Below are 25,257 nucleotides of genomic sequence, written 5' to 3'. Positions count from 1 at the left end.
TCGCCGTCTCCATGCGTGACGTCAGTGCTGCCCCGGCAGCAGACCCCCCACCAGCCTGTTGGCGGCCGGCATCTCCGCCGGCGGCGCCGGCTTCTCCGCGGGGTCCAGCAGGTCGCTCAGCGGCAGCGACGGGGGCAGGCTGTTGCCGGCGCTCTCGGCGGCGGCGGTGCCCGCCGTGGCGATGATCCCGCCCGCCAGGGCGAGAGAGGTCAGGGCGGCGGTGGTGAGGATCTTCTTCATGCCGCACCCAACGCCGACCGGCCGCGAGGGGTTACGTCGCCCTCCCTACGATGCCCCCATGCCGTACGCACCCACCGAGACGAACTGGTCGCTGCGCCCCGGCCGGGCCGAGGACGTCGAGCCCCTCGCCGAGCTGCGGGCCGAGGTCCTGCGCGCCGACCTCGAACGCCTCGGCCGCTACGACGCGCACCGGGTCCGCCGGCGCCTGCGGGACGGCTTCTCCCCCGCGTACACCTCGGTCGTCGAGACCGACGACGGCTTCGCCGGCTGCGTGACCCTCCGCCCGGACGGGACGGGCGAGGGCCTCCACCTGGAGCACTTCTACCTGACCCCCGCCACCCAGGGCCACGGCCTCGGCACGGCGGTCCTGCGCACCCTCCTCGCCCGCGCCGACGCCGAGGGCCTCCCCGTCCGCCTCACCGTCCTCCAGGGCAGCGCGGCCCGCCGCCTCTACGAGCGGGAGGGGTTCCGGGTGGAGTCCGAGGACCCGGTGGACGTGGTCATGGTGCGCCCGCCCGCCCCGGCGGCGGTCAGTTCTCCGTGACGGCCGGCTCCGCCGCCTCCGCGATCAGGGCCGTCGCGATCGTGCGGAAGCCCAGGCGGGCGTAGAGGCGGGCCACCGTCTCGTCCGTGGCGGTCAGGAAGACCGTCTCGGCGCCCCGGGCGCGGGCGTCCGCGACGAGGGCGGCCGTGACCGCGAGGCCGAGGCCCCGGCGGCGGGACTCCGGGCGGGTGCCGACGCCGACGATCTCGGTGACCGGGCCGACCGGCTGGTGCTGGCCGGCGGCGAGGGCCGTGCCGGAGGGGTCGAGGGCCGCCGCGAGGCGGGTCAGGCCCGCCTCGACGCGGGCGGCGACCTGGGCGGCGGCGCCGGGCGCCGGGGCCGCCCCGAAGGCCGCGTACGGCGCGGCGACCGCGCTCTCCAGGGCCGGGTCCTCGGCGCCGACCATCCGCACCGTGACGTCCTCCGGCGGCGCGGGCAGCTCCTCGGCGGCCTCGGTCAGCACCATCAGCGGATGCTCGCGCACCACGAGCCCGCTCGCCTCGACCGCCGCCCGCAGCCCCGGCGTGGTCTCCGCGACCCACTCGAACGCCTCCGGCACCCCCAGCTCCCGCTGCCGCGCCCGCACCTTCTCCACCGCCTCGACGCCGACGGCCCCCGTGTGCCCGAGAGCCGGCCGCGCGTAATAGGGCCAGCCCTCCCCCTCCCGCACGAAGAGGGTCAGCGCACCGAAGTCCTCGGCACGGGCGGCGGAACGGGGGACGGCGTCGTAATAGCTCTCGAGTCGCTTCAGCACCCGGCCACGGTAGAGGCGGCGCAGGGCGGCCGCAGGTGGATTTCCGGCGGACCGCCGGAACCGCGCGCGGCGCACGGCTCTCGGAAAACCACGCCGCAGCCCCTACCGTGCCCCCATGCGGATCTCGACCACGATCTTCCTGACCGACGAGACCATCACCCCCGTGCGGCTCGCCCGCGCGCTCGAGGAGCGGGGGTTCGCCGGGCTCTATCTGCCCGAGCACACCCACATCCCCGTCTCCCGCGACACCGGCTATCCGGCGGGCGGCGCGCTGCCGCGCGAGTACGGACGCACGCTCGACCCCTTCGTGGCCCTCGGCCAGGCCGCGGCCGTCACCGAGCGGCTCGGTCTGGGCACCGGCGTCACGCTCGTCGCCCAGCACGACCCGATCGCCCTCGCCAAGCGGATCGCGACCCTCGACCACCTCTCCGGCGGACGCTTCACGTTCGGCGTCGGCTTCGGCTGGAACAAGGAGGAGGCCGCCGACCACGGCGTCGACTGGGGCACCCGCCGGGCCCGCACCCGCGAGGCCGTGCACCTGATGCGCGCCCTGTGGGCCGCCGAACCCACCGCGTACGAGGGCGAGAGCTCGGGTCTCGCCGTCCGCGCCTCCCACGCCTGGCCGAAGCCCGTCGCCGGCGGCGCCCCCCGCACCCTCGTCGGCGGCGCCGCGGGGCCGAAGCTCTTCGCCCACGTCGCCGACTACGCCGACGGCTGGATGCCCGTCGGCGGCCGCGGTCTGACAGAGACGATCCCCGTTCTGCGCGAGACCTGGGAGCGCGCCGGCCGCGATCCGAAGACCCTCCAGGTCGTCCCGTACGCGGTCCTGCCGAGCCCCGGAAAGCTCGCCCACTACGAGGAACTGGGCTGCGAGGAGGTCGTGCTCCAGCTCCCGCCGGGCGACGAACGGGAGGTCCTCACCGTGCTGGACGACCACGCCCGGTACCTGTGACCCGCTCGTATGCTCGGTCCATGACCGATCAGCAGGCACCCCGGACCCCCGCACCCACCGAGAACGCCATGCGCCGCGCGCTCAAGCGGGCCAGGGACGGGGTCGCGCTCGACCTCGCCGAGGCGGCCGTGCTGCTGCAGGCCCGGGGGGCCGACCTGGACGACCTGGTGGCCACGGCCGGCCGGGTGCGCGACGCGGGGCTCGCGGCGGCCGGACGGCCCGGGATCATCACGTACTCGAAGAGCGTGTTCATACCGCTCACCCGGCTGTGCCGGGACAAGTGCCACTACTGCACCTTCGCGACCGTGCCGGGGAAGCTGCGGCGCGAAGGCCACGGGATGTTCATGTCGCCGGACGAGGTCCTCGACATCGCCCGCAAGGGCGCCGAACTCGGCTGCAAGGAAGCCCTGATCACCCTCGGCGACAAGCCCGAGGACCGCTGGCCCGAGGCCCGCGAGTGGCTGGACGCGCACGGCTACGACGACACCCTCGCGTACGTACGGGCCATGGCCATCCGCATCCTGGAGGAGACCGGGCTGCTGCCGCACCTCAACCCCGGCGTGATGTCGTGGACGGACTTCCAGCGGCTCAAGCCGGTCGCCCCCTCCATGGGCATGATGCTGGAGACGACCTCGCGGCGGCTGTGGGAGGAGCCCGGGCAGCCCCACTACGGCTCGCCCGACAAGGAACCGGCCGTGCGGCTGCGGGTCCTGGAGGACGCGGGACGCTCCTCCGTGCCCTTCACGTCCGGGCTGCTCCTCGGCATCGGGGAGACCTACGAGGAGCGGGCCGAGTCGCTGTTCGCGCTGCGCCGGATCGCACGCGCCTACCACGGCATCCAGGAGCTGATCATCCAGAACTTCCGCGCCAAGCCCGACACGGCGATGCGCGGCATGCCGGACGCCGAACTGGACGACCTGGTCGCGACGGTGGCGGTGGCCCGGCTCATCATGGGGCCCGCCGCCTGCCTCCAGGCCCCGCCGAACCTGGTCGACGCCGAGTACGGGCGGCTGATCGCCGCCGGCATCGACGACTGGGGCGGGGTGTCCCCGCTCACCATCGACCACGTCAACCCGGAGCGGCCCTGGCCGCGGATCGAGGAGCTCGCCGAGAAGTCCGCCGCCGCCGGCTTCACCTTGCGCGAACGGCTCTGCGTCTACCCGGAGTTCGTCACCCGCGGCGAGCCCTGGCTCGACCCGCGGCTGCTGCCGCACGTGCGCGCGCTCGCCGACCCGGAGACCGGCCTCGCGAACCCGGACGCGCCGGTGCGCGGACTGCCCTGGCAGGAGCCGGACGAGACCTTCGCCGCCGCGGGCGGCACCGGCCGCACCGACCTGCACCGCACCATCGACACCACCGGCCGCACCGGCGACCGCCGCGAGGACTTCGACCACGTCTACGGCGACTGGGAGGCGCTGCGCGAGGCCGCGGCGCCCGGCATGGTGCCCGAGCGGATCGACGCCGACGTGCGGGAGGCGCTGGCCGTCGCCGCCGACGACCCGACCCGGCTCACCGATCCGCAGGCCCTCGCCCTGCTGCACGCCGACGGACCGGCCCTGGACGCGCTGACCCGGATCGCCGACGACGTGCGGAAGTCGGTGAACGGCGACGAGGTGACGTACATCGTCACGCGGAACATCAACTTCACCAACGTCTGCTACACCGGCTGCCGCTTCTGCGCCTTCGCCCAGCGGCGCACCGACGCCGACGCCTACACCCTCTCCCTCGACCAGGTCGCCGACCGCGCCCGGCAGGCGTGGGACGTCGGCGCCGTCGAGGTCTGCATGCAGGGCGGCATCCACCCGGACCTGCCCGGCACCGCCTACTTCGACATCGCACGGGCGGTGAAGGAGCGCGTGCCCGGCATGCACGTGCACGCCTTCTCCCCGATGGAGGTCGTCAACGGCGCCTCCCGCACCGGCCTTTCGATCCGCGAGTGGCTGACCGCCGCCAAGGAGGCCGGGCTCGACTCGATCCCCGGCACGGCCGCCGAGATCCTCGACGACGAGGTCCGCTGGGTCCTCACCAAGGGCAAGCTGCCCACGGCCACCTGGATCGAGGTGATCACCACCGCGCACGAGCTGGGCATCCGCTCCAGCTCCACGATGATGTACGGGCACGTGGACCAGCCCCGCCACTGGCTCGGCCACTTCCGGACCCTGGCCCGCATCCAGCGGGAGACGGGTGGCTTCACCGAGTTCGTGACGCTGCCGTTCATCCACACCAACGCGCCCGTCTACCTCGCGGGCATCGCCCGGCCGGGCCCGACCGTGCGCGACAACCGGGCCGTCACCGCCATGGCCCGGCTGCTGCTCCACCCGTACATCCCGAACATCCAGACGAGCTGGGTCAAGCTGGGCGCGGAGGGCGCCGCCGAGATGCTCCGCTCGGGCGCCAACGACCTGGGCGGCACGCTGATGGAGGAGACCATCTCCCGTATGGCCGGGTCGAGTTACGGCTCGTACCGCTCCATCCGTGACCTGGAGGCCATCGCCGGGGCGGCCGGCCGGCCCGCGCGGCCGCGGACGACCCTGTACGGCGAGGTGCCGGAGGAGCGGCAGCGCGCGGCCCGCGCCTCCGACGGGCACCTGCCGGAGCTGCTGCCGGTCCTCCAGGAGGACTGAGGCAGGACTCATCAGTCCCGGGCACAGAGCGGTCAAAAGCGGACCGAAGGGCGTCGGAACGCATAACGTTCCGGCCCCCGAACGAGCGCATCCGGTCTATTACAGTGCTGGACCAGAAGCTGCTGACCGGGGGAGGGCACGTCGTGACCACCACAGCCGCGGTCGTGTGGGGCCGCACCGAGCAGCAGGACTTCCGGGCCCGGGTCCGGGGCTGCCTGCTCGGCGGGGCGGTCGGCGACGCCTTCGGCGCCGGGGCGGCCGGGCGCTCGCTGGAGGAGCTCCGGGCGGCCCACGGGCCCGAGGGGCTGACCGAACCGGTCCCCGCCCACGGCCGCAGGGGCGCCGTCACCGCCGCGACCCAGATGTCGCTGTTCACCGTCGACGGCCTCATCCGCGCCCACGTCCGCCGCGACACCGGCGCCTGGCACCCGCCCACCGACGTCCACCGGGCGCACCTGCGCTGGGCGGCGACCCAGCGCGACTGGGGCCCGGACGAGCGGCGGCCGGATCTGGGCTGGCTGGGCCGCGAGGAGTGGCTGTACGCCCGCCGGGACCCGGCCAGGGCCTGTCTGACCGGGCTCGGCGACGCGGTCCTCGGCACCGTGGACCGCCCCAAGAATCCGCAGGCCGCGGACAGTGGCGCCCTGGTGCGCTCGGCGCCCTTCGGACTGCTCGTCGGCTGGGAGCCGCAGTTGGTGTGCCAGCTCGCCGTGGAGTGCGCGGCGCAGACCCACGGCGACCCGGCCGCGTATCTGTCGGCCGGCGCCTTCGCCGTGGTCGTGCACGGCGTGGCCCGCGGCGACAGCGTCGACGGCGCGGTCCGCACGGCCGTGGAGCTGCTGGCCCCGCGCCCCGGCCACGCGCCGGTGACCGGGGCCCTGGAGGCCGCGCTGACCGCCGTACGGCAGGGGACGCCGGACGCGGAGCGGGTGACGGCGCTCGGGGCGGGGGAGGACCGGGCCGACGGGCAGGTGGCGGCGGCCTTGTACTGCGCCCTGGTCGGCGAGGACATCCGGCACGGGCTGCGCCTCGCGGTCAACCACGACGGCCCCTCGGCGGCGACCGGCGCCCTCACCGGGGCGCTGCTCGGGGTCATGCACGGCGAGACGGCCCTCCCGCCGGCCTGGGTGGCCGATCTGGAGGGCCGTGGCACGGTCCTGGAGCTCGCGGACGACTTCGCGATGGAGATGACCCAGGGAGCCGCCCTGCACGGTCCCGGCGTCGCGGACTCGGCGTCGGGCTGGCTGGCCCGCTATCCGAGGGTCTGACCGGTCCGCTCGTCCGTCGACTGGCCGGGGATCGCGGCGGCCGGGCTCCCGTCGTCGCTGTGCAGTCGGTCGAGGATCGCGTCCCGCTCCGGCGTGGCCTCGGGCTTCACGTAGCCGATGAGGACGTACAGGATCAGGGAGGTGGCGAGCGGCGAGACGATCTGGATCTGGAGCTCGACGCCGTCGAGGCCGTAGTTGGTGAGCCAGAAGGCGAAGAGTCCGGCCGCCCAGGACACGAGCGCCGCCGTGGGGCCCGACTTACGGAAGGCGCGGAGCAGGCCCAGCATGAACGGGATGGCGATCGGCCCCATGAGTCCGGCGACCCACTTGATGACGACGGTGATGATGTCCTTGAAGGTGGGCGAGTTGACCTGGGTCGCGACCGCCATGGACAGGGCGAGGAAGGCGATCGTCGACCAGCGGGCGGCGAGCAGCCCGGCCGCCTGCGACCAGGTGCGGGCGGACTTGCTGAGGACGGGCGCGATGTCCCGGGTGAAGACGGCCGCGATGGCGTTGGCGTCCGAGGAGCACATGGCCATGGTGTGCGAGAAGAAGCCGACGATGACGAGGCCCAGCAGTCCGTGCGGCAGGAGCTGTTCGGTCATCAGGGCGTACGAGTCGGAGGCGTCCGGCTTCTTCGGGTCGACCAGCAGCGGCGCGACCCACATGGGGAAGAAGAGGACCAGCGGCCAGACGAACCACAGGACGGCGGAGAGCCGGCCGGAGCGGGTGGCCTCGCGGGCGGTCGGGGTGGCCATGTAGCGCTGGGCCTGGTTCCACATGCCGCCGCTGTACTCGAAGGTCTTGATGAAGAGGTACGCGAGGAGGAAGGTCAGCGTGTACGGGCCGGCGGTCGGCGCCGTGTGCCCCTGGAGCTCGGGCCGGTCCCACACGGTCCACAGCGCGCTGATCCCGCCGAGCTCGGCGAGCACGGCGACGAGCATGGCGATGCCGGCGAAGAACTGGATGACGAACTGCCCGAGTTCGGTGAGCGCGTCGGCCCACAGGCCGCCGACCGTGCAGTAGATGCCGGTGATGACCCCGGTGATGAGGATGCCCTGGTTGAGGGAGATCCCGGTGAAGACGGACAGGAGGGTGGCGATCGCGGCCCACTTGGCGCCCACGTCCACGATCTTCAGCAGCACTCCGGACCACGCGAGGGCCTGCTGGGTGGGCAGGTTGTAACGGTTCTTCAGGTACTCCAGGGGCGAGGCGACGTGCAGCCGGGAGCGGAGCCGGTTGAGGCGGGGCGCGAAGAGGTGGGCACCGACGGCGATGCCGATCGCGATGGGGAAGGACCAGGTGACGTAGGAGGTGACGCCGTAGGTGTAGGCGATGCCGGCGTATCCGGTGAACATCACGGCGCTGTAGCCGGACATGTGGTGGGAGATGCCGGAGAGCCACCAGGGCATGCGGCCGCCGGCGGTGAAGAAGTCGGAGACGTCGTCCACGCGCTTGTGGGACCAGACGCCGATCGCGACCATGACGCCGAAGTAGCCGATGAGCACGGCCCAGTCGAGACTGTTCATTGCGCCCCCTCCATGAGATCCGGTCCGCCTTGTGAACGCGGTTCATGGTGTGGGGAGTTGTCGGGCAGGGACAAGGCGAAGAAGGGTCAAGGGGAGGTAAAATCGTTCTACTTACTGACCCTCGTTCATATCTGTGAATGGGTGGGGATGGGGTGGGGTGCGGTGGAGGCCCGCGGAAGGGCCTCGGCACGGCGTCCCCCGGCAAGGCCGGCCCCCGGGCAAGGCCGAGCCCCCTCGGCCAGGACGGCGGACCGGTCGAGAGGGCTCATTCCTTGACGCGCGGGGAGGGATGCGCGGGGGCGGGGGCGCGGGGTCACAGGGCCCCGGCGCTCACCTCGCCCACGAACGCGTTCCACGAACCCGGTCCGAAAGAGAGGGCGGGACCCTCGGGCGCCTTCGAGTCGCGCACCGCGATCGCGTTCACGACGGGGGACTTCACTTCGACGCAGGCTCCGTTGCCGCCGGAATACGACGACTTCGTCCAGGTGTCCGTACCGCCCTGAATAATGGCCATGTTTCTCACTCCGGTTCTGCCAGTGCTGCCGGTAGATGTCGCGCCAACGTCTTGCCTTGGCGTGATCGACGCTACAAGCCCGGCCCCCTCGCGCGGGACCGTCGTTCACCCGACCGGATGGCATATTCCATGTGCGCTTCCGCCGGAGCGAGGCGGGGGTGTACCGTACCTGCCTCTTCCCCCGCGCTCCCGCCGAATGACGGCATTCAGCCCGGCGCGCCCCTATTTTCCGTCGGCGTACTCCTTCGCGATCCTCGTGAGGAAGTCCCGGGTGTCCTCCACATTCAGCGCCTGCGCCCGCAAGTGCTCGTACATCACGCTGTACTTCGCGACATCCTGCGCCTTCTCCAGATACAGGTCGCTCGTCACCCCCTCGATGTAGACCACCGAGGAGTCGGACGTGTCCGGGAATTCCAGAATCGCGTAATGCCCGCTGATGCCGGGATGGGCGCCCATGTGGAACGGCAGCACCTGCACCGTCACGTGCGGCAGGTGCGACTGCTCGACCAGGTGCTCCAACTGCTCCGCCATCAACTGCCGGCCGCCGACCACCCGGCGCAGCGCGCCCTCGTCGATGACCGCCCACAGCCGCAGCGGACGCTCCTCGTCCTTGATGCGGTCCTGGCGGCGGGTGCGCACGGTGACCCGCTTGTCGATGTCGGCGGGCGTCGACTCGGGCAGCGCGCCGGTGATCACCGCCTCCGCGTACGCGTGCGTCTGCAGCAGACCGGGGATGATCTGTGGCTCGTACACGCGCAGGCTCTCGGCGTCGGTCTCCAGACCGATGTAGACGCTGTACGGGATGTCGCCGAAGGCGTGCCACCAGCCCTGCTGGCGCGAGTCCTTGGCCATCTGCATGAGCGAGTCGACCACGCGGTCGTCCTCGACCTCGTACACCCCGCACAGGTCGCGGACGTCGCGCTGGCTGATCGAACGACGGCCGTTCTCCAGGCGACTGATCTTGGACTGGGAGACGAGCAGACGGTCGGCGACCTGCTCGGCCGTCATGCCCTTCGCCTCCCGGAGCCGACGCAGCTCCTGGCCCAATCGGCGTCGCCTGACGGTGGGGTTGACACTGGACGCCACGGAAACTGCACCTCCGGCTGTCGGCTGCGTAGCTGTGAGTATCTACTGCTTGGCAGACTGCCACCAAAGGTGTGGTGTGCGCTGGGAAATCAGCACAACGCACGGGTGCGGGACGGCCGTGACGACGGCCGCCCCGCACACGCATGCGGCTCCCGGTGGTCCGGGGGATGGTGCTGATGGTGCGGGTCGTGCGGGTGGTGCGGAGGGTTCCGGCGCGTCACATGGCGGCGCGCGCCATGGTCCCGCGGCGCGGCTGGGACGGTACGCCGCCCGCCGCCGCGTTACGACGGGGCTGGGCGCCCACGCCGTTCTGGACGTCCATCACGGCGTGCGCCACGAGGCCGCCCATCGGGTCGTGCCGGATCAGGTCGCGCAGTCGGGACCGCGACGACCGTCCTTCGTTGCCCGGGTACAGGTGCTTGCCGAGTCCGACCGCGTGGGCCAGCGCGGCGAGCGCCGCGGTCCGCGGGTCCGGCGGAACGCCGGTGCGGATCGCACTGTCCAGCCGGGCCCTGATCTCCCGGCTGATCGCCGTCTCCGTCGCCTGATAGCGCGTCGTCGGCAGCACCCCGCACATCTGGGTCTCCACGGCATGGACCATGCCGCATCGCTCCAGATGCGAGAGATACGTCTGGCGAAGCCCCAGTCGGGGCCCGCCGATCCAGTGGACGGCCCGAACCGGGCTGCCGCGCCTGCGCAGCAGTTCCAGTGCGGAGTCCAGAGTCGGATCTCCGGTCGGCCGTGGCATCACCACGGCGATACGATCCCCGTCAGGGGCTATCCGTCCCGCCAGAGCCAGCTCCACTAGCTGTGCTCCGGCGAGGCCCAGGTCGAGCGACTGCGGCTGCGCTGTGGTACCCGTGGCCGGGTCCAGAGCGAGCAGCAGAAGCTCCTCCGGAAGTGTTCTGCGGCTCCTGCCCATCCATGCCTCCCCGCGTGGATGAATGACAGGGTGACCCCTCTCACATTCATCTGTCGAGAGTGCCTGGGTGGTTCGTACGGGAACCGGTAGGTATGTCGTTCTCGTCTAGCACGGGGGCCAAGGGGTTCACACAGGACACTGGTAGATGGTTCGGACGTACGCATGAGCGATGGAGGAGGCACGGTGGCGGGCGAGTCCCCCGACAAGGCGGAGCAGCGGGAGAGCGCGGTCGGCGGCGACGGCAAGGATCCGCGACTGTCCGTTCTCCGGGACCGTGTGGACGAGCCGACGGCCGTCTTCAAGGCCCTGGCCCCGCGCACGGCACCGGAGGACGAGCCTTCGGCGTCCGGGCCTTCGGTGACGGAGGACGTGGACGAGGACGTGGACGAGGACGCGTCGGTTGCGGAGGCGCCGGGGTCGAGGCCGGAGTCGGACTCGAAGCCCGGGGCGGCCGAGGAGCCGGCCGAGGAGCCGGCCGAGGAGCCGGCTGAGGCGGCGTCGGGCGACGGCGCGGCCGGCGACGAGGGCGAGCGCCTGCGGGACGCCGTGGCGGCGTGGGTGTCGACGTCCGGGGACGCGGCGGAGTCCGGCACGCAGTCCGAGACGAGCTCCGGGGCGGAGGCCGTCGCCCAGACGGCGTCGGACGAGCCGTCGGACGACGAGCCGTCAGGCGATGCGTCCGCCGAGCCGACCGGCGAGGAGCGCGGCGAGGAGCCCCGCGCGGGTGCCGAGGGCGCCGCGTCGTGGTTCGCCGCGCGCAAGCCCGCCGAGGCCGGGACCGGGCCCGAGGCGGAGCCCGCGCCCCGGACGGACACCGAACCGCAGCCGAAGCCGGAGGCCGTCACCGAACCGCAGCCGGAGCCGGACGCCGTCACCGAGCCGGAGAAGGGCGAGGAGCCCGAGGCCCGGCCCGAGCCGCGGCCCGTCGACCAGCCGACCGCCGTCTTCAAGGCGATCAGGCCGCCGGCCGCGCCCGCCGAGAACGCCGCGCCCGCCGAGAACGCCGCGCCGGCCGAGAACGCCGCGCCCGCCGCGCCGCCTGTCGACCAGCCGACGACCGCCCTGAAGCTGCCCCCGTCCACCTTCCGGCCGCTGCGGGGCGACATCACGCAGGAGCAGCCCAAGCCGCAGCCCGCGGCGCCCGCGCCCGAGCCGGCCCGTCAGCCCGCGGCCGCCGCCGCGAGCCCCGTACCGCCGTCTCTCGACGAGCCCGAGCGGACCAGACAGCAGCCGCTGCCGCCCCGCCCGCCGCTGGAGATCCTGGCGGAGCTGACGAACACCCCGCCGCCGCCGGAGACGCCGCTGCGCAACACGGTCCGGCGGCTGAAGATCTGGACCCCGCTGGTCCTGCTGCTCCTGATCGTCTTTGCGGTCGCACAGGTCGTGCGGCCGCTGCCGGAGCCCAAGCTCGTGCTGTCCGCGTCCCCCACGTACACCTTCGAGGGCGGCCGCCTGGAGCTGCCGTGGCCGTCCGAGGGCCAGGGCGCCGCCGAGGTCGAGGGCGTCGGTTCGCTCGGTACGTACGGGCCGCAGAAGCCCGCCCCGATCGCGAGCGTCGCGAAGACCATGACGGCGTACGTGATCCTCCGCGACCACCCCATCAAGGGGAAGCAGACGGGTCCGGAGATCGCGGTCGACAAGATCGCCGGTGAGCAGGCGAAGGCGAAGGACGAGTCGACCGCCCAGATCAAGGAGGGGCAGACGTACTCGCAGAAGGAGCTCCTCCAGCTCCTGATGATCCCGTCGGGCAACAACGTGGCCCGGCTGCTCGCCCGCTGGGACGCGGGCACGGAGGCCGCGTTCGTCGACAAGATGAACGCCGCCGCCAAGGAGCTCGGCATGACGGACTCGACGTACACCGACCCGTCCGGCCTCCTGTCGACGACGGTGTCGACGCCGCTCGACCAGCTCAAGCTGGCGAAGGCGGTCATGCAGTACGACGTGTTCCGGCAGATCGTCGACACGCCGGACATCACGATCGACGGCATCCCGAACAAGATCATCAACAACAACTCGATCCTGCTGGAGCCGGGTGTCACCGGCATCAAGACCGGCTCCTCCACCCCGGCCGGCGGCAACCTGCTCTGGGCGGCGAACACGGTCGTCGACGGCGAGAAGCGCCGCATCCTCGGCATCGTGATGGGTGCCAAGGACGCCCCTGAGCTCTGGCAGAAGCTGGAGCTGGCCATCCAGAACAGCCTCAAGATCATCCAGAAGGCGCAGGGCGACGTCACCTCCGCCGCCGTGGTCAGGAAGGGCCAGGTGGTCGGCTACATCGACGACGGCCTCGGCGGCCGGTTGCCGGTCGTGGCGACCAAGGACCTCAAGGCGGTCGGCTGGCCGGGCCTGAAGGTGGACCTGCGGCTCGGCGACGGCGGCAAGGCCCTCCCGCACACCGGCAAGGCCGGGGACGTGGTCGGCCAGGTGTCGATCGGCACCGGCACCGGCCGGGTCAGCGCCCCGGTGGCGCTCCAGAAGGACCTGGCGGAGCCCGGTCTCGACAAGAAGCTGACCCGACTGGGCTGATCCGGACAGGCGCCCGGGGGCCCCCCGGGCGCCTAGCTGTTAGCGTTCCGACAGGGACGAGGGAAGGGCAGTCGAGGGCGCACGGAAAGGGCCGCAGTTGACCACCGCCGAGCCGACACGCGCCGCCGCGTCTCCACCGGAGCCCGCATCCGAGGCCGTACCCGAGGCCGTACCCATGGACTCTTCGTCACCCTCGCCGTCATCGTCGTCTTCGCCTTCGCGAATAGAACTTCCGGCTCCCCGCCTCTCGGCGGAACAGGCCGTTCCGGCCCGTCCCCGGCGGCGGAGGCGTCGCGTTCCGGTGCTCGTCGCGACCGGCGTGGCGGCGCTCACCCACGTCCTGTGGTTCTTCCTCTTCGCGAACAGCGGCGGCGATCTGGCGGCGCAGGACGCGTGGGCGGAGTTCGTCGGGCGGCATCCGGACTCGGCGTACAACCTCGCGTGGTACGGGGGGATGCACCCGGTCTCGTACAGCGTGGTGTCCCCGTACGTCATGTCCCTGATCGGGGTCCGCTCGACGATGATGATCGCCGGGACGGTCTCGGCCGGTCTGACGGCGCTGATCCTGGTGCGGGTGCGGGCGGTGCGCAATCCGATGGCGTGCGCGCTCGCCGGCGTCTTCGCGTTCCTGTGCAACGCGCTGTCGGGGCGGGTCACCTTCGGCCTCGGCATGATGTTCGCGCTCGGGGCGGTCGCGGCCGTGTTCTGCTGGCCGCACCGCTGGCGGTACCGGCGCTGGGCGAAGGCGGCCGTCGCGGCCCCGCTGGCCGGTGTCGCGACCGCGTGCAGTCCGGTCGCCGGGCTGTTCCTGGGGGTGGTCGCGGCGGCGCTCTTCCTCAACAAGCGGCGGCCGGGCGCGTACGCCCTCGGCCTCGCCCCGGTCGCGGTGGTGGCGCTGTCGGCGTGGCTGTTCCCCTTCTCCGGTACGCAGCCGATGTCGCTGATGTCGACCTCGCTGCCGTTCCTCTTCGGCGTCCTGGTCCTGGTCCTCGTCCCGAGGGAGTGGCGCACGGTCCGCACGGCGGCGGCGGTCTACGCGGCCGGCACGCTGCTCACCTGGATGGTCGACTCCCAGATCGGCTCAAACGTCAGCCGGCTGGTGATGCTCTTCGCCGGGGTCGTCCTCCTGGCGGCCCTGCCCTACGCCCGCCCGCGCTCGCGCCGCTGGTACGCGGTGGTACTGGCCTTCGTCGGTCTGAACGTCTGGATCGGCTTCAAGGGCGTCGACGACGTGATCCGTACCGCCCCGGACGCCTCCTGGGCCCGCGAGGTCGCCCCGCTGATCAACCAGCTCCAGGTGCGCGGCGCCGAGAAGGCCCGGGTCGAGGTCGTCCCGGCCTCCAGCCACCGCGAGTCCTCCGCGCTCGCGCCGTACATCAACCTCGCCCGCGGCTGGAACCGGCAGGCGGACATGGAGCGCAACCCGCTCTTCTACGACGACACCCTGAACGCCGCGAACTATCACGACTGGCTCGGCCGCTGGGCGGTCCACTACGTGGTCCTGCCGACCGGCGCCCCGGACTCGGGCGCGGAGCGGGAGGCGGAGCTGGTGGAGGACGGCCTGCCGTATCTGAAGCAGGTCTGGTCGGACGCGAACTGGCGCCTCTTCGAGGTGACGAACCCGACCCCCCTCGCCGACCCGCCCGCCGAGGTCCAGCGCGCCGAGGCCAACGAGGTCGTCATCCGCCTGGACGCCCCCGGCCGCGTCCGGATCCGCGTCCCCTACTCCCCGTGGCTGGCCCTCCTCGACGAGCACGGCGGCAAGATCGAGCCCCCGCAGGAGACGGAGGCGTCGAAGAAGGCCCGCGAGGCGGCCGAGACGGAGCTCCCGAAGGTCTTCGCCAACCTCCACGGCTGCCTCCTGAAGGCCGAGCCGGACGCGGAGGGCGACGAATGGACCGAACTCCTCGCCCCCAAACCCGGCACCTACCGCCTGGCCGCCCCCTACAAACTCTTCCCCCGCGGCACGACCTGCCCGGAGGAGCTCCGCTGACGGGCGGGGGCGCGGGTCCGCCGCCGGGTTACGCCCGCCCGTGCGGCCAGGCTCTGGGAAGTGCTGCCCCGTCGGATGAGCGGATCGCCTCGTCCATGAGTACGTAGAGCAGTCCGACGAGGGAGCCGCTGCTGACGATCTCGCGCCGGTCGATCATGCCCCGCACGTCGGCCAGCGGGATCCACTCGACCCGGTCCGACTCGTTCTTCTCGGTCGGGGGACCCTCGTACGTCGCTCCGTCGGCCCGGAAGACGTGGTGCTGGGAGTCGGTGATGCCATTGGCCGGTTCGGCGTAGATCAGCGGCCTGACGGGACCGGGCCGCCAACCGGTCTCCTCCAGCACCTCACGCGCGGCCGCTTCGGCGGGCGTCTCGCCCACCTCGACCAGGCCCATCGGCAGCTCCCACGCCCAGGCATCCGTGATGAAGCGGTGCCGCCACATCATCAGAACCTCACGCTGCTCGTTGACCACGGCCGCCACGGCCAGGTGCCGGAGCTTGACGACATGGTGCTCCCAGCGGTTCCCGTCCGGGGTCTCGACATCGGTGAGCCACACGTTCACCCACGCGTTCTCGTAGATCGGACGTTCCCCGTGGATCTTCCACTGCATCGCTGAGGCCCCTCTCGATCGGCCTCCAGCATCGCAGAGCAGCCGCTGACCGAGGCGAGGTTCGGCCAGGATTCACGTCAGATTGACGAATAGCGTCGCGTCTGATCATGAGAAAGGGCCGGCTCCAGGGAGGAATCCCCCGTGAGCCGGCCCTCTGTCTCGTGCCCCCGGCAGGATTCGAACCTGCGACACCCGCTTTAGGAGAGCGGCTGTGCCACCGGGTCTGACCTGCTGGGCTGCAGCCAAAGAAGATCGTTTAGGTGATTTTTGGGAGGTCACCGCCACGACGTCCCCTTTCGGAGGACGACGCGACCCCAGAGGGTCGTCATGCCCAGGTTGAACATAGCGCGCTCGAAGACCTCTTGGAGGCCATCGAGCCGCTCCTGTCGCATCTCCGGCGTCGGCTTCTGGTAGTGCCGCTTGATGCCCGGGCGCCGGTGCCCGGCGGCCTCGAAGGCGAGCGGCTCCTTGACGCCGATCTGCGCTTGCAGCGTGTCGTGCAGCCCGCGCAGCGCCCTCATGTCCAGGCCGGGCAGGATCGGCTCCCACGCTGCCCGGTACGAGACGCCGCGGCGCCGCTGGCGCTCCTCCCTCCCGTCGGCGGCCGGCCGGAAGACCTTGGACCAGTTGCCCCGGCGCCACGGCTTTCCGGTCTGCGTGCTGAACGGCCGCTCGTGGGGCCAGTCGTCGAGGTGGTAGCCGAGCAGGAGCGCGAGGAACGGGGGCAGGTCGACGTCCCGCGTCGAGCCGTCGTTCTTCGTCGGCTCCAGCTGGACGATGTACCCCAGCTTGTTGCCCTGCTCGTCGCGCTGCTGGTACTCGGCGTATTCCTCGACGATCCGGATGATGGGGCACTCGAAGTAGCCGTTGCCGTGCGGCTGTCGACGCGTCAGCAGCGTACGGTCACGGTGCAGCCCGAGGCCCTCGCCCCAGCGCGGGCCGGCGAACGCCGTCGTGAGGACGTGAATCCCGATCGCAGGACCGAGGCGCTCGGCGACGAGGATGGCGTCCTCGGGGCGGACAGTCCCGTCAGTGCCCACCTTGGATGGCTTGGGCATGGCGCCGTCGCCGGATGTGTCGCGTGTCCGGCGGCGGGCATACAGGGGGTTGACCTTGATGTACCCGGCGTCGACCGCCGCGGTCATGATCGTGGACATCAACGAGACGCAGTGGCCCCGAGTGACGTCCTCGACCTCCATCGTCTGCTGCCACGAGTCGACCTCGAACCAGGTGATCTGCCGCATGGGGGAGTGCTCCCACCGCGGCAGGATGTGGTTCTCCAGACGGTCCCACCGTGTGCCGACCGTACGGCCGCGCTTCCGCCGGGACTCCATGAAGGTTCGGGCGAACTCGCCGAAGGTGGTGCCGTGCTTCTCCGGGTCGATCCAGTCGCCGGCCGCGATCTGGCGCTCTTGCTCGCGGCCCCATGCCTCGGCCGCCGTCTTGGAGTCGAAGCCGGAGCCAGAGCCGTACGAGCCGTCAGGCCGTTTGTACTTGGCCTTCCAGGTGTACTGCTTCGTCTTCTTCCCATTGCGGACTTTGTAGACCTTCTCGGCGTACGCCAAGGTGACCCCCTTGGGTGGGAATGTGGCGGGCCTGCCGCGTCGGTCGGCGATCCGGCGGCAGGCCCGAGGGTGGGAACGCCAGCTGCTACGACTGGACGCGTGGCGCCGACTGCTCGCGCTGGACAGCTTCGAGCACCCGCTGGACGGCAGACTCGGGCACGTCGGAATGCACCCACAAAATGGGGCACTTACCGGCCGGCCGGTCCAGGACCATCCTCACGCCGCGCGGGATCCACGGGACCCGCTCCACTTTGATAGCGATCCGCACGCGGACCCCCCATGTGCCTGTTGGGTGACCCCCCGTAACAGGTACCTCACATAGAACCACATTCAACAGGGTGTTGGCGAGGGATGGCGAGGTGTTCGCGTGCGTCACTACGAGGCGCTACGCCTCTTCAGCGATGTCCTTCAGTTTTCGCTGAGTCCGCGTCCACTCGCGTAGCGCGTCGGCGAGCTCGGCCCGCTCTTCGGCGCTGCGGGCCTCGTCCTGGCGGGCGACGACGACAACGGTCAGGCCGCCGGGGAGCTCCAGAACTTCGGTGTCGAGGAGCTCGCCCTCCTCGAGGGCGGCCTCTACCCGGGCGGGAAGGCCACGGCGCGGGGTCTCCTTCGGAGCGTCGCTCGGCTCGGCGAGAACCGGCTTTCCGCCGGCGAGGATGAGGCGGGGGGACTCGTGGGTCCAGCCGAAGAAGTGCGCAAGCTTGTACGCGGAAGGCGGGACGGCCTCGAAACGGTGGCCGCCTTCGAGCCGCTGAAGGCTGGAGTAGCCGATGCCGGCGGCCTTGGCCAGATCCTTTTGCTTCATGCCGAGCGCGATACGCGCCGCCTTGATCTCGGTGGCGAGAAGCCCCCAGTCCTCATCCATGGGCCTCATGATGCCTCACTCCGAGGCAACACCAACAGTCGTGTGTCGGCTATTGACCAGTAAAGAACGGTCTTGAGCCCACTGTTCGTGTTGCCTCGGCAGCGCCGTTTGACGTCGGGTTCCCCCCGCCAACACCTCATTGATCCTCGCGAACACCCCACCAACGCCTTGCAGTGAGGTGTTTCGAGGTGTAGCGTCCGGGACGTGAAAGCGAACGGAGCCGCGATTCGGGCGGTTCGCGGGGCTCGGGGGTGGTCTGTGAGACACCTCGCGCACCTCGCGGCGATGCATCCCAGCCACCTGTCCCGCCTCGAACGAGGGGCGAGGGGAGCGAGCAACGAGGTGCTCAGCCGGATTGCCGCAGCTCTGGACGTACCGCAGGACGCCATCACCAGGGAGACGACGTGACGATCATGACCGAGGCGCCGGCCGTGCCGGAGGGGCCCCTCGTGGACGCCTTCCGCGCCGCCATCGCCGAGCTCATCCCGCACTTCACGCAGCCGGACCCCGAGCTGCGCATGTACACCACGGCGCAGGCCGCCGAGCTGCTCGGTGTCACCGAGAACTGGGTCATCGAGAAGGTCAAGGCCCGCTCGATCCCGTTCACCCGCGTCGGCAGGTTCACGCGCTTCAGCGCAAAGAACCTCCGCGCCATCCAGGACGCGGGCGAGGTCGACCCGGCCACCCGAGGCCGGCGCCGCCGCGCCGCCTGAAAACGAAGACGGGGCCGCCCGGACGGCCAGGTCCAGGAAGCCCCTCGGCACCTCACCCACCAGAGAGACGAGGCACCGTGAACCACAACCCTATCTCCATCCCGCAGTTGGGCGCCGCGCTCGCGTTGGAGCAGCTGCTCCGCGAGTCCGAGCACCTGCCGCTCATCGACTGGACCGTCACCGCCGAGGGCGCGCTGACCGGCCGGGTCGCCAACGAGCGCGTCGACATGCGCGCGGTCATCGACGAGTACGCCGAGGTCCTCGGCGGTCTGCCGCGAGAGACCCGCTACGCGCACCGCGACGGCACCCCCATGTACATGGCCACCCTCGCCACCACGTGGCGCGACGTCACGGTCGTCGTGACCGTGATCGGCCGCGCCGCCCTCGTCCGTACGGCGGTGGCCGTATGAAGCCGCTGACCGTCACCCTCGCCGTCGGCGCCCTGCGCGGCCGGATCTCCGCCGAGGTCTTCCGCGCGAACACGCTCGTCGCCCTCGTCCAGGAGTGGAGCGACGAGGAGACCCGCGCGGACGTGATCGCCGCCCTCGACAACCTCGCCGTCGTCGCGGCCGACCCGGCCGACCAGGCCGAGATCGAGCACCGCATCCGCGCCGTGGAGTGCGCCGCCGACATGGACCCGGCCGCCGTCACCGCCGACCTCGACGAGCTGGAGCGCCTCCACGACCAGATCGGCCAGACGATCGCGGCCATCCGCCGCACGCACCTCGTCTCCGGGAGGGTCGCGTGAGCGCCCGCGAGCGCCTGCTCGGCGCCCTCCGTGGATCGCCGGAGCTCCGCCCGGGGCAGGCTGGTGCGCTCGTCGCCGAGGCTCTCGGCGAGGTGCTGCTCAGCTTCGCCGGGGAGACCCTCGCGTCCTGCCCGGACCACGGCGACGCTGACGAGACCTGGTTGACATGCCACTGCGACGTCGCGCAGGAGCTCACGGCCAAGGCCGCGCTGTACCAGGGCAACGCGTCCCTGATCACTGACCACTACGGCGAGCAGGCGGCCACCACGACGCCGACCGCGCTGCGTTGGGACCGGCTCGTGATGCCGCCGGACGGTCAGGACCCGCACACCATCGTCTGCTGCACCGACGCCGAGACCGGTCGGCCGGCCGCGCTGTTCCTCGACCCCGTCGAGCGGACTCGGCTCGCTCTTCGGCTCGCCGACCCCGGCGACGCGTCCGGCGAGGCCGCGCGCCGTGAGTTCCTCCGCCAGCAGATCACCGCCCAGGGCGGTCGCTGGAAGTCCAGCCGCGTCCGCCGCCTGTACGCCGAGCACGGCTACCAGGCCCCCGTCTCCCGCACCGCGCGCAACGACCTCGCCGCGCTCCACAAGGAGGGGCTCCTCGACCTCCACGACGAGCCCGGCGTCCGCTACTACACCCCGAGGGGGGACCGATGACCGAGACCCGCACCGGCTACCTCCTGGCCGCCATCCAGGACGAGCAGCAGCCGGTCACCACCCACCGCGCCGAGGAGATCCTCGCCGCCTCCCCGTACTCCGCGCACCGCAACTCCGCCCGCAAGTCGCTGCGCACGCTGACCCGCCGCGGTCTGCTCGCCACGACCGACCACGACGGCCGCCGCACCTACACCCCGACCGGAGCCACCGCGTGACCCGCCTCGACACCTACCGCCTCACCGCCCGCGATCTGCTCACCACCCTCACCGGCACCGACACCCCTGAGTGGCGCGTCTGCGTCAGCTTCGAGGACGGCAACGACCCCACCGGCGTCGGCCCCGTCTGCACCGACGAGGGCCACGACACGGACGACGCCGCCGTCTACGACTGCTGCCCGGACCCCATCATCGAGTGCGAGTCGGAGACGATGGCCAACTACGTCGCCGCCCTCCTGAACCGGGACCGTCGCGAGCCCAGCGCGCCGCCCACGGCCGTCCGGGTCGAGTCCGCGGGCAGCGGCTGGCGGGTCCGCTGGCGCGAGGCAGGTAAGCCGAAGCAGCGCAGCGGGTTCGAGACCAGGGCCGAAGCCCGTCAGTACATGGAGTACCTCGTCGACCTCGCCCGCGGGAGCCGACGTTGACGACGACCTCGCGCGCCGGGGCCTCGGCCCCGGCCGCCGGGCCGATCGGCGCCGGCCTCTACGCCGACCTCTCCGCCGAGGCGTACCACGCTGACCGTGAGTCGCTGTCTTCCAGCGGCGCCCGGCGGCTGCTCGACACCTGCCCGGCCATCTACCGGTACGAGCAGGACCACCCGCAGCCGCCGAAGAAGACGTTCGACCTCGGGCACGCCGCGCACCGCCTGGTGCTCGGCGACGGCCCCGAGCTCGTCGTGATCGACGCGCCCCGCTGGGACACCACGAAGGTCAAGGCCGAGGTGGCCGCCGCCCGCGCGGCCGGTGCCATCCCTCTGAAGCAGCACGAGTACGACCAGGTCCACGAGATGGCCGCCGCGATCCGGCGCCACCCCGAGGCCGGCGCCCTGTTCGCGCCCGGCTCCGGCCGCGCCGAGCTCTCCGGCTTCTGGCGGGACGAGCCGACCAACGTGATGCGCCGCGTCCGCTTCGACTGGATGCCGGACCGCGGCACGGGGCGCCTGATCATCCCCGACTACAAGACCTGCACCAGCGCGGCACACGCCGACCTGGAGAAGGCCATGGCCACGTACGGCTACCACCAGCAGGCCGACTGGTACCGGACCGGCGCCATCGCGCTCGGCCTCGGCGACGAGTCGACCGCGTTCGTCTTCGTCTGCCAGGAGAAGAGCCCGCCGTACGTCGTCACCGTGTTCCAGCCGAGCGCGCTTGCGATGCGGATCGCCTCCGCCAAGAACCGGCGCGCGCTCCAGGTCTACGCCGAGTGCAGCGCCAGCGGCCACTGGCCCGCCTACGGCGACGACGTCGCCTACCTGTCCCTGCCCCCCTGGGCCGAGAAGCGTGAAGCCGAGGAGTACCTGTGAACCACCCCATCGAGCGCATGACCCCCACCGCGGCCCCGGCCCGCATCGGTCAGGGCACCGCCGTCGAGCAGTCCCGCGCCGTCGCCGAGGTGCAGGCCGCGATCGTCGTCGCCCAGCAGTGCCCCCGCAGCGTCGGCGCCGCCCGCACCGCCATGCAGCAGTCCTGCGAGATGACCGCCCTCGCCGAGCGCGCGTTCTACCGCTTCCGCCGCGCCGGCAGCACCGTCTCCGGCCCTACCGTCCACCTCGCGCGCGAGCTCGCCCGCTGCTGGGGCAACGTGCAGTACGGCATCAACGAGCTCCGCCGCGATGACCAGTACGGCGAGTCGGAGATGCAGGCGTGGGCGTGGGACGTCCAGACCAACGCCCGGTCGTCGCAGACCTTCATCGTCCCGCACATGCGCGACAAGAAGGGCGGCGCCGAGAAGCTCACCGACCTCCGCGACATCTATGAGAACAACTCGAACATGGGCGCCCGGCGCCTGCGCGAAGCGATCTTCGCGATCCTCCCGCCCTGGCTCGTCGAGGAGGCCAAGGAGATCTGCACCCGGACGGTAGAGCGCGGCGACGGCCGGCCGCTCGCCGACCGCGTCCAGGGCGCCATCACCGTCTTCCAGGGACTCGGCATCAGCGCCGAGCGCCTGGAGCAGAAGCTCGGCCGCAACCGCGACCACTGGACCGCGCACGACATCGCCCAGCTCCTCATCACCCACAAGAGCATCGAGCGCCGCGAGGTCTCCCTCGACGACGAGTTCCCCGAGCCCCGAGTCACCGCCGCCGAGATCACCGGCACCCCGGCGGGCGAGCAGCCGTGACGGACAAGACCCCCGCGGGCGGGATGACCGCCCTCCCGCCCGCGGGCACCAGCTGGCGCGAGTACGGCCTCTGCGCCCAGACCGACCCCGAACTGTTCTGGCCGGAGAAGGGCAGCTCGACCGCTGAGGCTCGGAAGATCTGCACGGCCTGCGAAGTCCGCCTGGAGTGCCTGGAGTACGCCCTCACGCACGGCGAGCCCGGCGTCTGGGGCGGCACCTCCGAGAACCAGCGCAAGGCGATCCGCAAGGCCCGCCGCCGCCCGGCCGCCGCCTGACCCGTACGACCACGATCGAGAGAAGTGAGCCCGTGGGCATCCGCCTCATCGTCGACGTCCTCGACAACGCGCCTGACTCCCTCACCCACCGTGAGAGGTACGTCCTGGTGGCGCTCGCCGAGGACGCGCGCGACGAGACCCGTACGACGTGGAACAGCGTCGAGCGGCCCGCCATGCTCCGCCGGGCCCGCGTCTCCCGCTCGCAGCTGTACGTCGTCCTCAAGTCCCTCGTGGCCAAGGCCGCCTTGGAGCGGGTGGCCGCCGGCCAGAAGAACGGCACGGCGAAGTACCGGATCCCCGTCTACGCAGCGGCCGTTCAGCGTCCCGAGAACCGAGACACTGACACACCCCCTCAGCATCCCGGAGTCCGGGACACTGACGCCGTTCAGCGTCCCGGAACTGCGGACACTGACCCCGCCGACCAGAGTCCCGAGAACCGGGACACAGACCCGGCTCAGTGTCCCGAAAACCGGGACGTCAGTGTCCCGGAATCCGGGACCCCTACCCCTCAGAGCCCCTCACCTACTACCCCCTCATACACGCATGAGGGGGAGCCCGAGGCGGACCTCTCGTACGGCATCCCCGCCGACGCCCGTCCCCTCGTCGACGAGATGACCCGCGCCCAGATCAACGTCCGCTGGCCGTTCAAGGGCAACGACTGGTTCCCCGTCATCGCACTGATCAAGAAGTGCGGCATCCCCGCCCTCGTCGACTACGCCACCCGCGCAGTCGCCCGAGGCGTCACCGTCGACTCCGCCCGCTTCTTCATGCGGGGCTGGAGCGAGCTACCGCCCCTGCCCCAGCCCGGCACTCGCCGCCCGCAGCTCCGCGCCGTCTCCGGCGGCTGGCAGCCCTACACCAACCCCACCGACCCGTCCGTGTACGAGAACGGATTCTGACCATGGAGCCCACCACCAGCTTCACCGGCAACCCCAACGCCAGCCTCGGCCGCGTCCTCGCCGGCATCCGCCAGCGCCAGGGCATCCAGCCCGGACCGGTCGACGACGGCCCCACCCCCGACCAGCCCGGCCACCCCGAGTACCACCACCGCCAGCGCGCCGAGTGGGCCCTCAGCCGCTGGCAGACCGCCGTCCCCCCGCGCTACCGCAACGCCACCGCCACCCACCCCGACGTTCAGGCATGGGCCGACCGCGTCGCCACCGACCCCACCACCGCCGGATCCCTCCTCCTCACCGGCACCACCGGCACCGGCAAGACCTACGAGGCGTACGGCGCCCTCCGCCGCATCGCCGATGCCGGCCCCAGCACCTACGAGATCCGCGCCATCACCGCCGCCGACATGCACGGCCTCCTCCGCCCCAACGGCAGCCCCCGCGGCACCGAGGAAGAGCTCCGGCGCCTGTGCCGTGTCCCGCTGCTGCTCCTCGACGACCTCGGTGCTGGCAAGAGCAGCGAGTGGACCGAGGACATCACCGGGCGCCTGATCAATGAGCGGTACAACGCCTCACGCCCCACCGTCTACACCTCGAACCTTCCCGCCCGCTCTGGTTCCGGGCCCGACCTCGCCTCGGTGCTTGGCGAGCGGATCGTCTCCCGCCTCTCCGAGGACACCGTCGTCGTCGCCATTACCGGCCCCGACCGCCGGAGGGCCGCCGCGTGACCGTTGTTCTCCTCCCGCCCGTCACCGGAAGCGTCGTTGCCCTCGATGTTGAGCCGCTCGACGTCGGCCCCCGCTTCGTCCGCACCCGCGCCATGAGCCGTTGGCACCGGCCCCGGACCGGGGTCCAGTTCTCTGAAGGCCTCGTCACCTACACCGTCTGGTGCGGGCAGATCATCGGCGGCCGCCGCCGCGGCGGGTTCCTCGCCGCCGAGCAGCCGCGCGAGGGCGAGCTCGTCTGCGCCACCTGCGAGGGCCGTGCCATCGGCGCCGGCCAGGAGCAGGCCGCCTCTGGCGCCCGGCCGCTCGTGTTCAGCCCCCGCGGCCTCACCCCGCCCCGGCACTGTCCCGGGTCACGGACCGGCCTCTACCGGATGCTCTCCGGCGGCACGGCCGGCGAGTGCCTCGTCTGCGGCGACACCCACCCCCTCCGGGCCATGGGCGGGCCGTACGCGTCCCGTAGCGCGATCGTCCAGCACGACCCCGGTGCCGCGCTCGTCGCCCCCTGCCCGTTCCACCGCTGGCGCCAGCCGCGCCACGCCGAGGGCAGCGTGCAGTGCGCCTGCGGCCGAATGATGCCCGCGCCGAGGGAGGCCAGGTGAACGTGCACTGCCGCGTATGCGGCCGGAATCTTCGCTCCGCCCGTACGGCCGCCCGCGGAGTCGGCCCCATCTGCGCACGCAAGACCGCTGCCGCGCCGGCACCCGCCGCCCCCAGCGCGCTCGTCGAGCACTGTCCCGGCCAGACCGCCATCCCGCTGCCCGGTACCGGCATCCCGGACGCCGCCGTCGCTGACATCGAGGCCGCCCTCGAGGACGCCGACCGGCTCGGCGAGACCGACCGCGCCCGCGCCGAGCGCGTCGCGCTCTACCTCGCGTCGTCCGGCTGGACCATCACCCCCGCCGCCTGAAGGAGCCCC

At 72.0% G+C, this 25,257-nt stretch carries 29 protein-coding genes; 20 read left to right on the top strand and 9 right to left on the bottom strand.

The features are described 5' to 3' along the window. Positions 1-21: 21 nt before the first annotated feature. A complete protein-coding gene (locus tag ABZ135_RS18690) occupies positions 22-240 on the bottom strand; it encodes a hypothetical protein (RefSeq protein WP_356697019.1) in 219 nt (72 codons plus the stop codon). A 58-nt stretch (positions 241-298) separates the two neighbouring features. Here ABZ135_RS18690 and ABZ135_RS18685 point away from each other — a divergent pair, with 58 nt between their 5' ends. Next, positions 299-784 (top strand): GNAT family N-acetyltransferase, encoded by a 486-nt coding sequence (locus tag ABZ135_RS18685; protein WP_356697017.1) that lies wholly within the window; start codon positions 299-301, stop codon positions 782-784. Here ABZ135_RS18685 and ABZ135_RS18680 read toward each other — a convergent pair. Beyond that, positions 771-1,538, bottom strand: coding sequence for a GNAT family N-acetyltransferase (locus ABZ135_RS18680; protein ID WP_356697015.1), 768 nt, complete (start codon positions 1,536-1,538; stop codon positions 771-773). The two genes, ABZ135_RS18685 and ABZ135_RS18680, sit on opposite strands and share 14 nt — an antisense overlap. A gap of 115 nt (positions 1,539-1,653) precedes the next feature. Here ABZ135_RS18680 and ABZ135_RS18675 point away from each other — a divergent pair, with 115 nt between their 5' ends. The 3 genes from ABZ135_RS18675 (at position 1,654) to ABZ135_RS18665 (ending at position 6,382) form a co-directional block, all read left to right on the top strand. Further along, entirely contained in the window at positions 1,654-2,490 is an 837-nt protein-coding gene (locus ABZ135_RS18675) for an LLM class F420-dependent oxidoreductase (RefSeq protein ID WP_356697014.1), read from the top strand. Positions 2,491-2,510: 20 nt separating this feature from the next. Beyond that, on the top strand, positions 2,511-5,114 hold the full coding sequence (locus tag ABZ135_RS18670; RefSeq protein ID WP_356697012.1) for a bifunctional FO biosynthesis protein CofGH: 2,604 nt from the start codon (positions 2,511-2,513) through the stop codon (positions 5,112-5,114). Between the two features lie 143 nt (positions 5,115-5,257). Beyond that, the gene (locus ABZ135_RS18665) at positions 5,258-6,382 is read left to right on the top strand and encodes an ADP-ribosylglycohydrolase family protein (protein WP_356697010.1); all 1,125 of its coding nucleotides are present in this window, start codon (positions 5,258-5,260) and stop codon (positions 6,380-6,382) included. Here the strand turns inward: ABZ135_RS18665 and ABZ135_RS18660 are convergent. The 4 genes from ABZ135_RS18660 to ABZ135_RS18645 all read right to left on the bottom strand — a co-directional run bounded on the left by ABZ135_RS18660 (position 6,367) and on the right by ABZ135_RS18645 (position 10,433). Further along, a complete protein-coding gene (locus ABZ135_RS18660; protein WP_356697008.1) occupies positions 6,367-7,911 on the bottom strand; it encodes a sodium:solute symporter family protein in 1,545 nt (514 codons plus the stop codon). The genes ABZ135_RS18665 and ABZ135_RS18660 overlap by 16 nt on opposite strands. A gap of 313 nt (positions 7,912-8,224) precedes the next feature. Further along, complete coding sequence (locus tag ABZ135_RS18655) at positions 8,225-8,425, bottom strand: DUF397 domain-containing protein (RefSeq protein ID WP_356697006.1); 201 nt, start codon at positions 8,423-8,425, stop codon at positions 8,225-8,227. A gap of 222 nt (positions 8,426-8,647) precedes the next feature. Continuing rightward, the gene (locus tag ABZ135_RS18650; RefSeq protein ID WP_356697004.1) at positions 8,648-9,511 is read right to left on the bottom strand and encodes a helix-turn-helix transcriptional regulator; all 864 of its coding nucleotides are present in this window, start codon (positions 9,509-9,511) and stop codon (positions 8,648-8,650) included. Positions 9,512-9,728: 217 nt separating this feature from the next. After that, a complete protein-coding gene (locus tag ABZ135_RS18645; RefSeq protein ID WP_356697002.1) occupies positions 9,729-10,433 on the bottom strand; it encodes a GPP34 family phosphoprotein in 705 nt (234 codons plus the stop codon). 162 nt (positions 10,434-10,595) lie between these two features. Between ABZ135_RS18645 and ABZ135_RS18640 the strand changes: the two genes are divergently transcribed. Then, positions 10,596-12,959, top strand: a complete 2,364-nt coding sequence (locus ABZ135_RS18640; RefSeq protein ID WP_356697000.1) for a D-alanyl-D-alanine carboxypeptidase — start codon at positions 10,596-10,598, stop codon at positions 12,957-12,959. Positions 12,960-13,056: 97 nt separating this feature from the next. Then, complete coding sequence (locus ABZ135_RS18635) at positions 13,057-14,952, top strand: MFS transporter (protein ID WP_356696998.1); 1,896 nt, start codon at positions 13,057-13,059, stop codon at positions 14,950-14,952. 28 nt (positions 14,953-14,980) lie between these two features. Here ABZ135_RS18635 and ABZ135_RS18630 read toward each other — a convergent pair whose 3' ends face one another. The 3 genes from ABZ135_RS18630 to ABZ135_RS18620 all read right to left on the bottom strand — a co-directional run bounded on the left by ABZ135_RS18630 (position 14,981) and on the right by ABZ135_RS18620 (position 17,992). Further along, on the bottom strand, positions 14,981-15,562 hold the full coding sequence (locus ABZ135_RS18630) for an NUDIX hydrolase (protein WP_356696996.1): 582 nt from the start codon (positions 15,560-15,562) through the stop codon (positions 14,981-14,983). Between the two features lie 275 nt (positions 15,563-15,837). Beyond that, the gene (locus ABZ135_RS18625) at positions 15,838-17,127 is read right to left on the bottom strand and encodes a hypothetical protein (protein WP_356696994.1); all 1,290 of its coding nucleotides are present in this window, start codon (positions 17,125-17,127) and stop codon (positions 15,838-15,840) included. A gap of 385 nt (positions 17,128-17,512) precedes the next feature. Further along, the gene (locus ABZ135_RS18620) at positions 17,513-17,992 is read right to left on the bottom strand and encodes a helix-turn-helix domain-containing protein (protein ID WP_356696992.1); all 480 of its coding nucleotides are present in this window, start codon (positions 17,990-17,992) and stop codon (positions 17,513-17,515) included. A gap of 204 nt (positions 17,993-18,196) precedes the next feature. Here ABZ135_RS18620 and ABZ135_RS18615 point away from each other — a divergent pair, with 204 nt between their 5' ends. The 14 genes from ABZ135_RS18615 (at position 18,197) to ABZ135_RS18550 (ending at position 25,248) form a co-directional block, all read left to right on the top strand. Further along, on the top strand, positions 18,197-18,400 hold the full coding sequence (locus tag ABZ135_RS18615) for a helix-turn-helix transcriptional regulator (RefSeq protein ID WP_356696990.1): 204 nt from the start codon (positions 18,197-18,199) through the stop codon (positions 18,398-18,400). Between the two features lie 5 nt (positions 18,401-18,405). Then, on the top strand, positions 18,406-18,705 hold the full coding sequence (locus ABZ135_RS18610) for a helix-turn-helix domain-containing protein (RefSeq protein WP_356697162.1): 300 nt from the start codon (positions 18,406-18,408) through the stop codon (positions 18,703-18,705). 77 nt (positions 18,706-18,782) lie between these two features. After that, positions 18,783-19,115, top strand: a complete 333-nt coding sequence (locus ABZ135_RS18605; RefSeq protein ID WP_356696988.1) for a hypothetical protein — start codon at positions 18,783-18,785, stop codon at positions 19,113-19,115. Next, the gene (locus ABZ135_RS18600; RefSeq protein ID WP_356696986.1) at positions 19,112-19,453 is read left to right on the top strand and encodes a hypothetical protein; all 342 of its coding nucleotides are present in this window, start codon (positions 19,112-19,114) and stop codon (positions 19,451-19,453) included. Before ABZ135_RS18605 ends, ABZ135_RS18600 begins: the two co-directional genes overlap by 4 nt. Continuing rightward, positions 19,450-20,112, top strand: a complete 663-nt coding sequence (locus tag ABZ135_RS18595) for a hypothetical protein (protein ID WP_356696984.1) — start codon at positions 19,450-19,452, stop codon at positions 20,110-20,112. Before ABZ135_RS18600 ends, ABZ135_RS18595 begins: the two co-directional genes overlap by 4 nt. Beyond that, positions 20,109-20,327: a hypothetical protein gene (locus tag ABZ135_RS18590; RefSeq protein ID WP_356696982.1), complete on the top strand. Its 219-nt coding sequence runs from the start codon at positions 20,109-20,111 to the stop codon at positions 20,325-20,327. The genes ABZ135_RS18595 and ABZ135_RS18590 overlap by 4 nt, the downstream gene beginning before the upstream one ends. Then, a complete protein-coding gene (locus ABZ135_RS18585) occupies positions 20,324-20,752 on the top strand; it encodes a hypothetical protein (RefSeq protein WP_356696980.1) in 429 nt (142 codons plus the stop codon). Before ABZ135_RS18590 ends, ABZ135_RS18585 begins: the two co-directional genes overlap by 4 nt. Next, complete coding sequence (locus tag ABZ135_RS18580; protein WP_356696978.1) at positions 20,749-21,630, top strand: PD-(D/E)XK nuclease-like domain-containing protein; 882 nt, start codon at positions 20,749-20,751, stop codon at positions 21,628-21,630. The genes ABZ135_RS18585 and ABZ135_RS18580 overlap by 4 nt, the downstream gene beginning before the upstream one ends. Then, entirely contained in the window at positions 21,627-22,445 is an 819-nt protein-coding gene (locus ABZ135_RS18575; RefSeq protein ID WP_356696976.1) for a hypothetical protein, read from the top strand. Before ABZ135_RS18580 ends, ABZ135_RS18575 begins: the two co-directional genes overlap by 4 nt. Positions 22,446-22,468: 23 nt before the next feature. After that, positions 22,469-22,720 carry a WhiB family transcriptional regulator gene (locus ABZ135_RS18570; protein ID WP_356697160.1) on the top strand — a complete coding sequence of 84 codons (252 nt, stop codon included), beginning with the start codon at positions 22,469-22,471 and terminating at the stop codon, positions 22,718-22,720. 32 nt (positions 22,721-22,752) lie between these two features. Beyond that, positions 22,753-23,619, top strand: a complete 867-nt coding sequence (locus ABZ135_RS18565; protein WP_356696974.1) for a hypothetical protein — start codon at positions 22,753-22,755, stop codon at positions 23,617-23,619. A gap of 2 nt (positions 23,620-23,621) precedes the next feature. Next, on the top strand, positions 23,622-24,341 hold the full coding sequence (locus ABZ135_RS18560) for an ATP-binding protein (RefSeq protein ID WP_356696972.1): 720 nt from the start codon (positions 23,622-23,624) through the stop codon (positions 24,339-24,341). Beyond that, on the top strand, positions 24,338-24,940 hold the full coding sequence (locus tag ABZ135_RS18555) for a hypothetical protein (RefSeq protein ID WP_356696970.1): 603 nt from the start codon (positions 24,338-24,340) through the stop codon (positions 24,938-24,940). The genes ABZ135_RS18560 and ABZ135_RS18555 overlap by 4 nt, the downstream gene beginning before the upstream one ends. Further along, complete coding sequence (locus ABZ135_RS18550; protein WP_356696968.1) at positions 24,937-25,248, top strand: DUF6011 domain-containing protein; 312 nt, start codon at positions 24,937-24,939, stop codon at positions 25,246-25,248. The genes ABZ135_RS18555 and ABZ135_RS18550 overlap by 4 nt, the downstream gene beginning before the upstream one ends. Positions 25,249-25,257 lie beyond the last annotated feature (9 nt).

It is taken from the genome of Streptomyces sp. NPDC006339, from assembly GCF_040612775.1.
GTDB lineage: Bacteria > Actinomycetota > Actinomycetes > Streptomycetales > Streptomycetaceae > Streptomyces.
The sequence above is the reverse complement of the archived record's forward strand: the minus strand, read 5'-3'. Positions and strand labels throughout refer to the sequence as shown.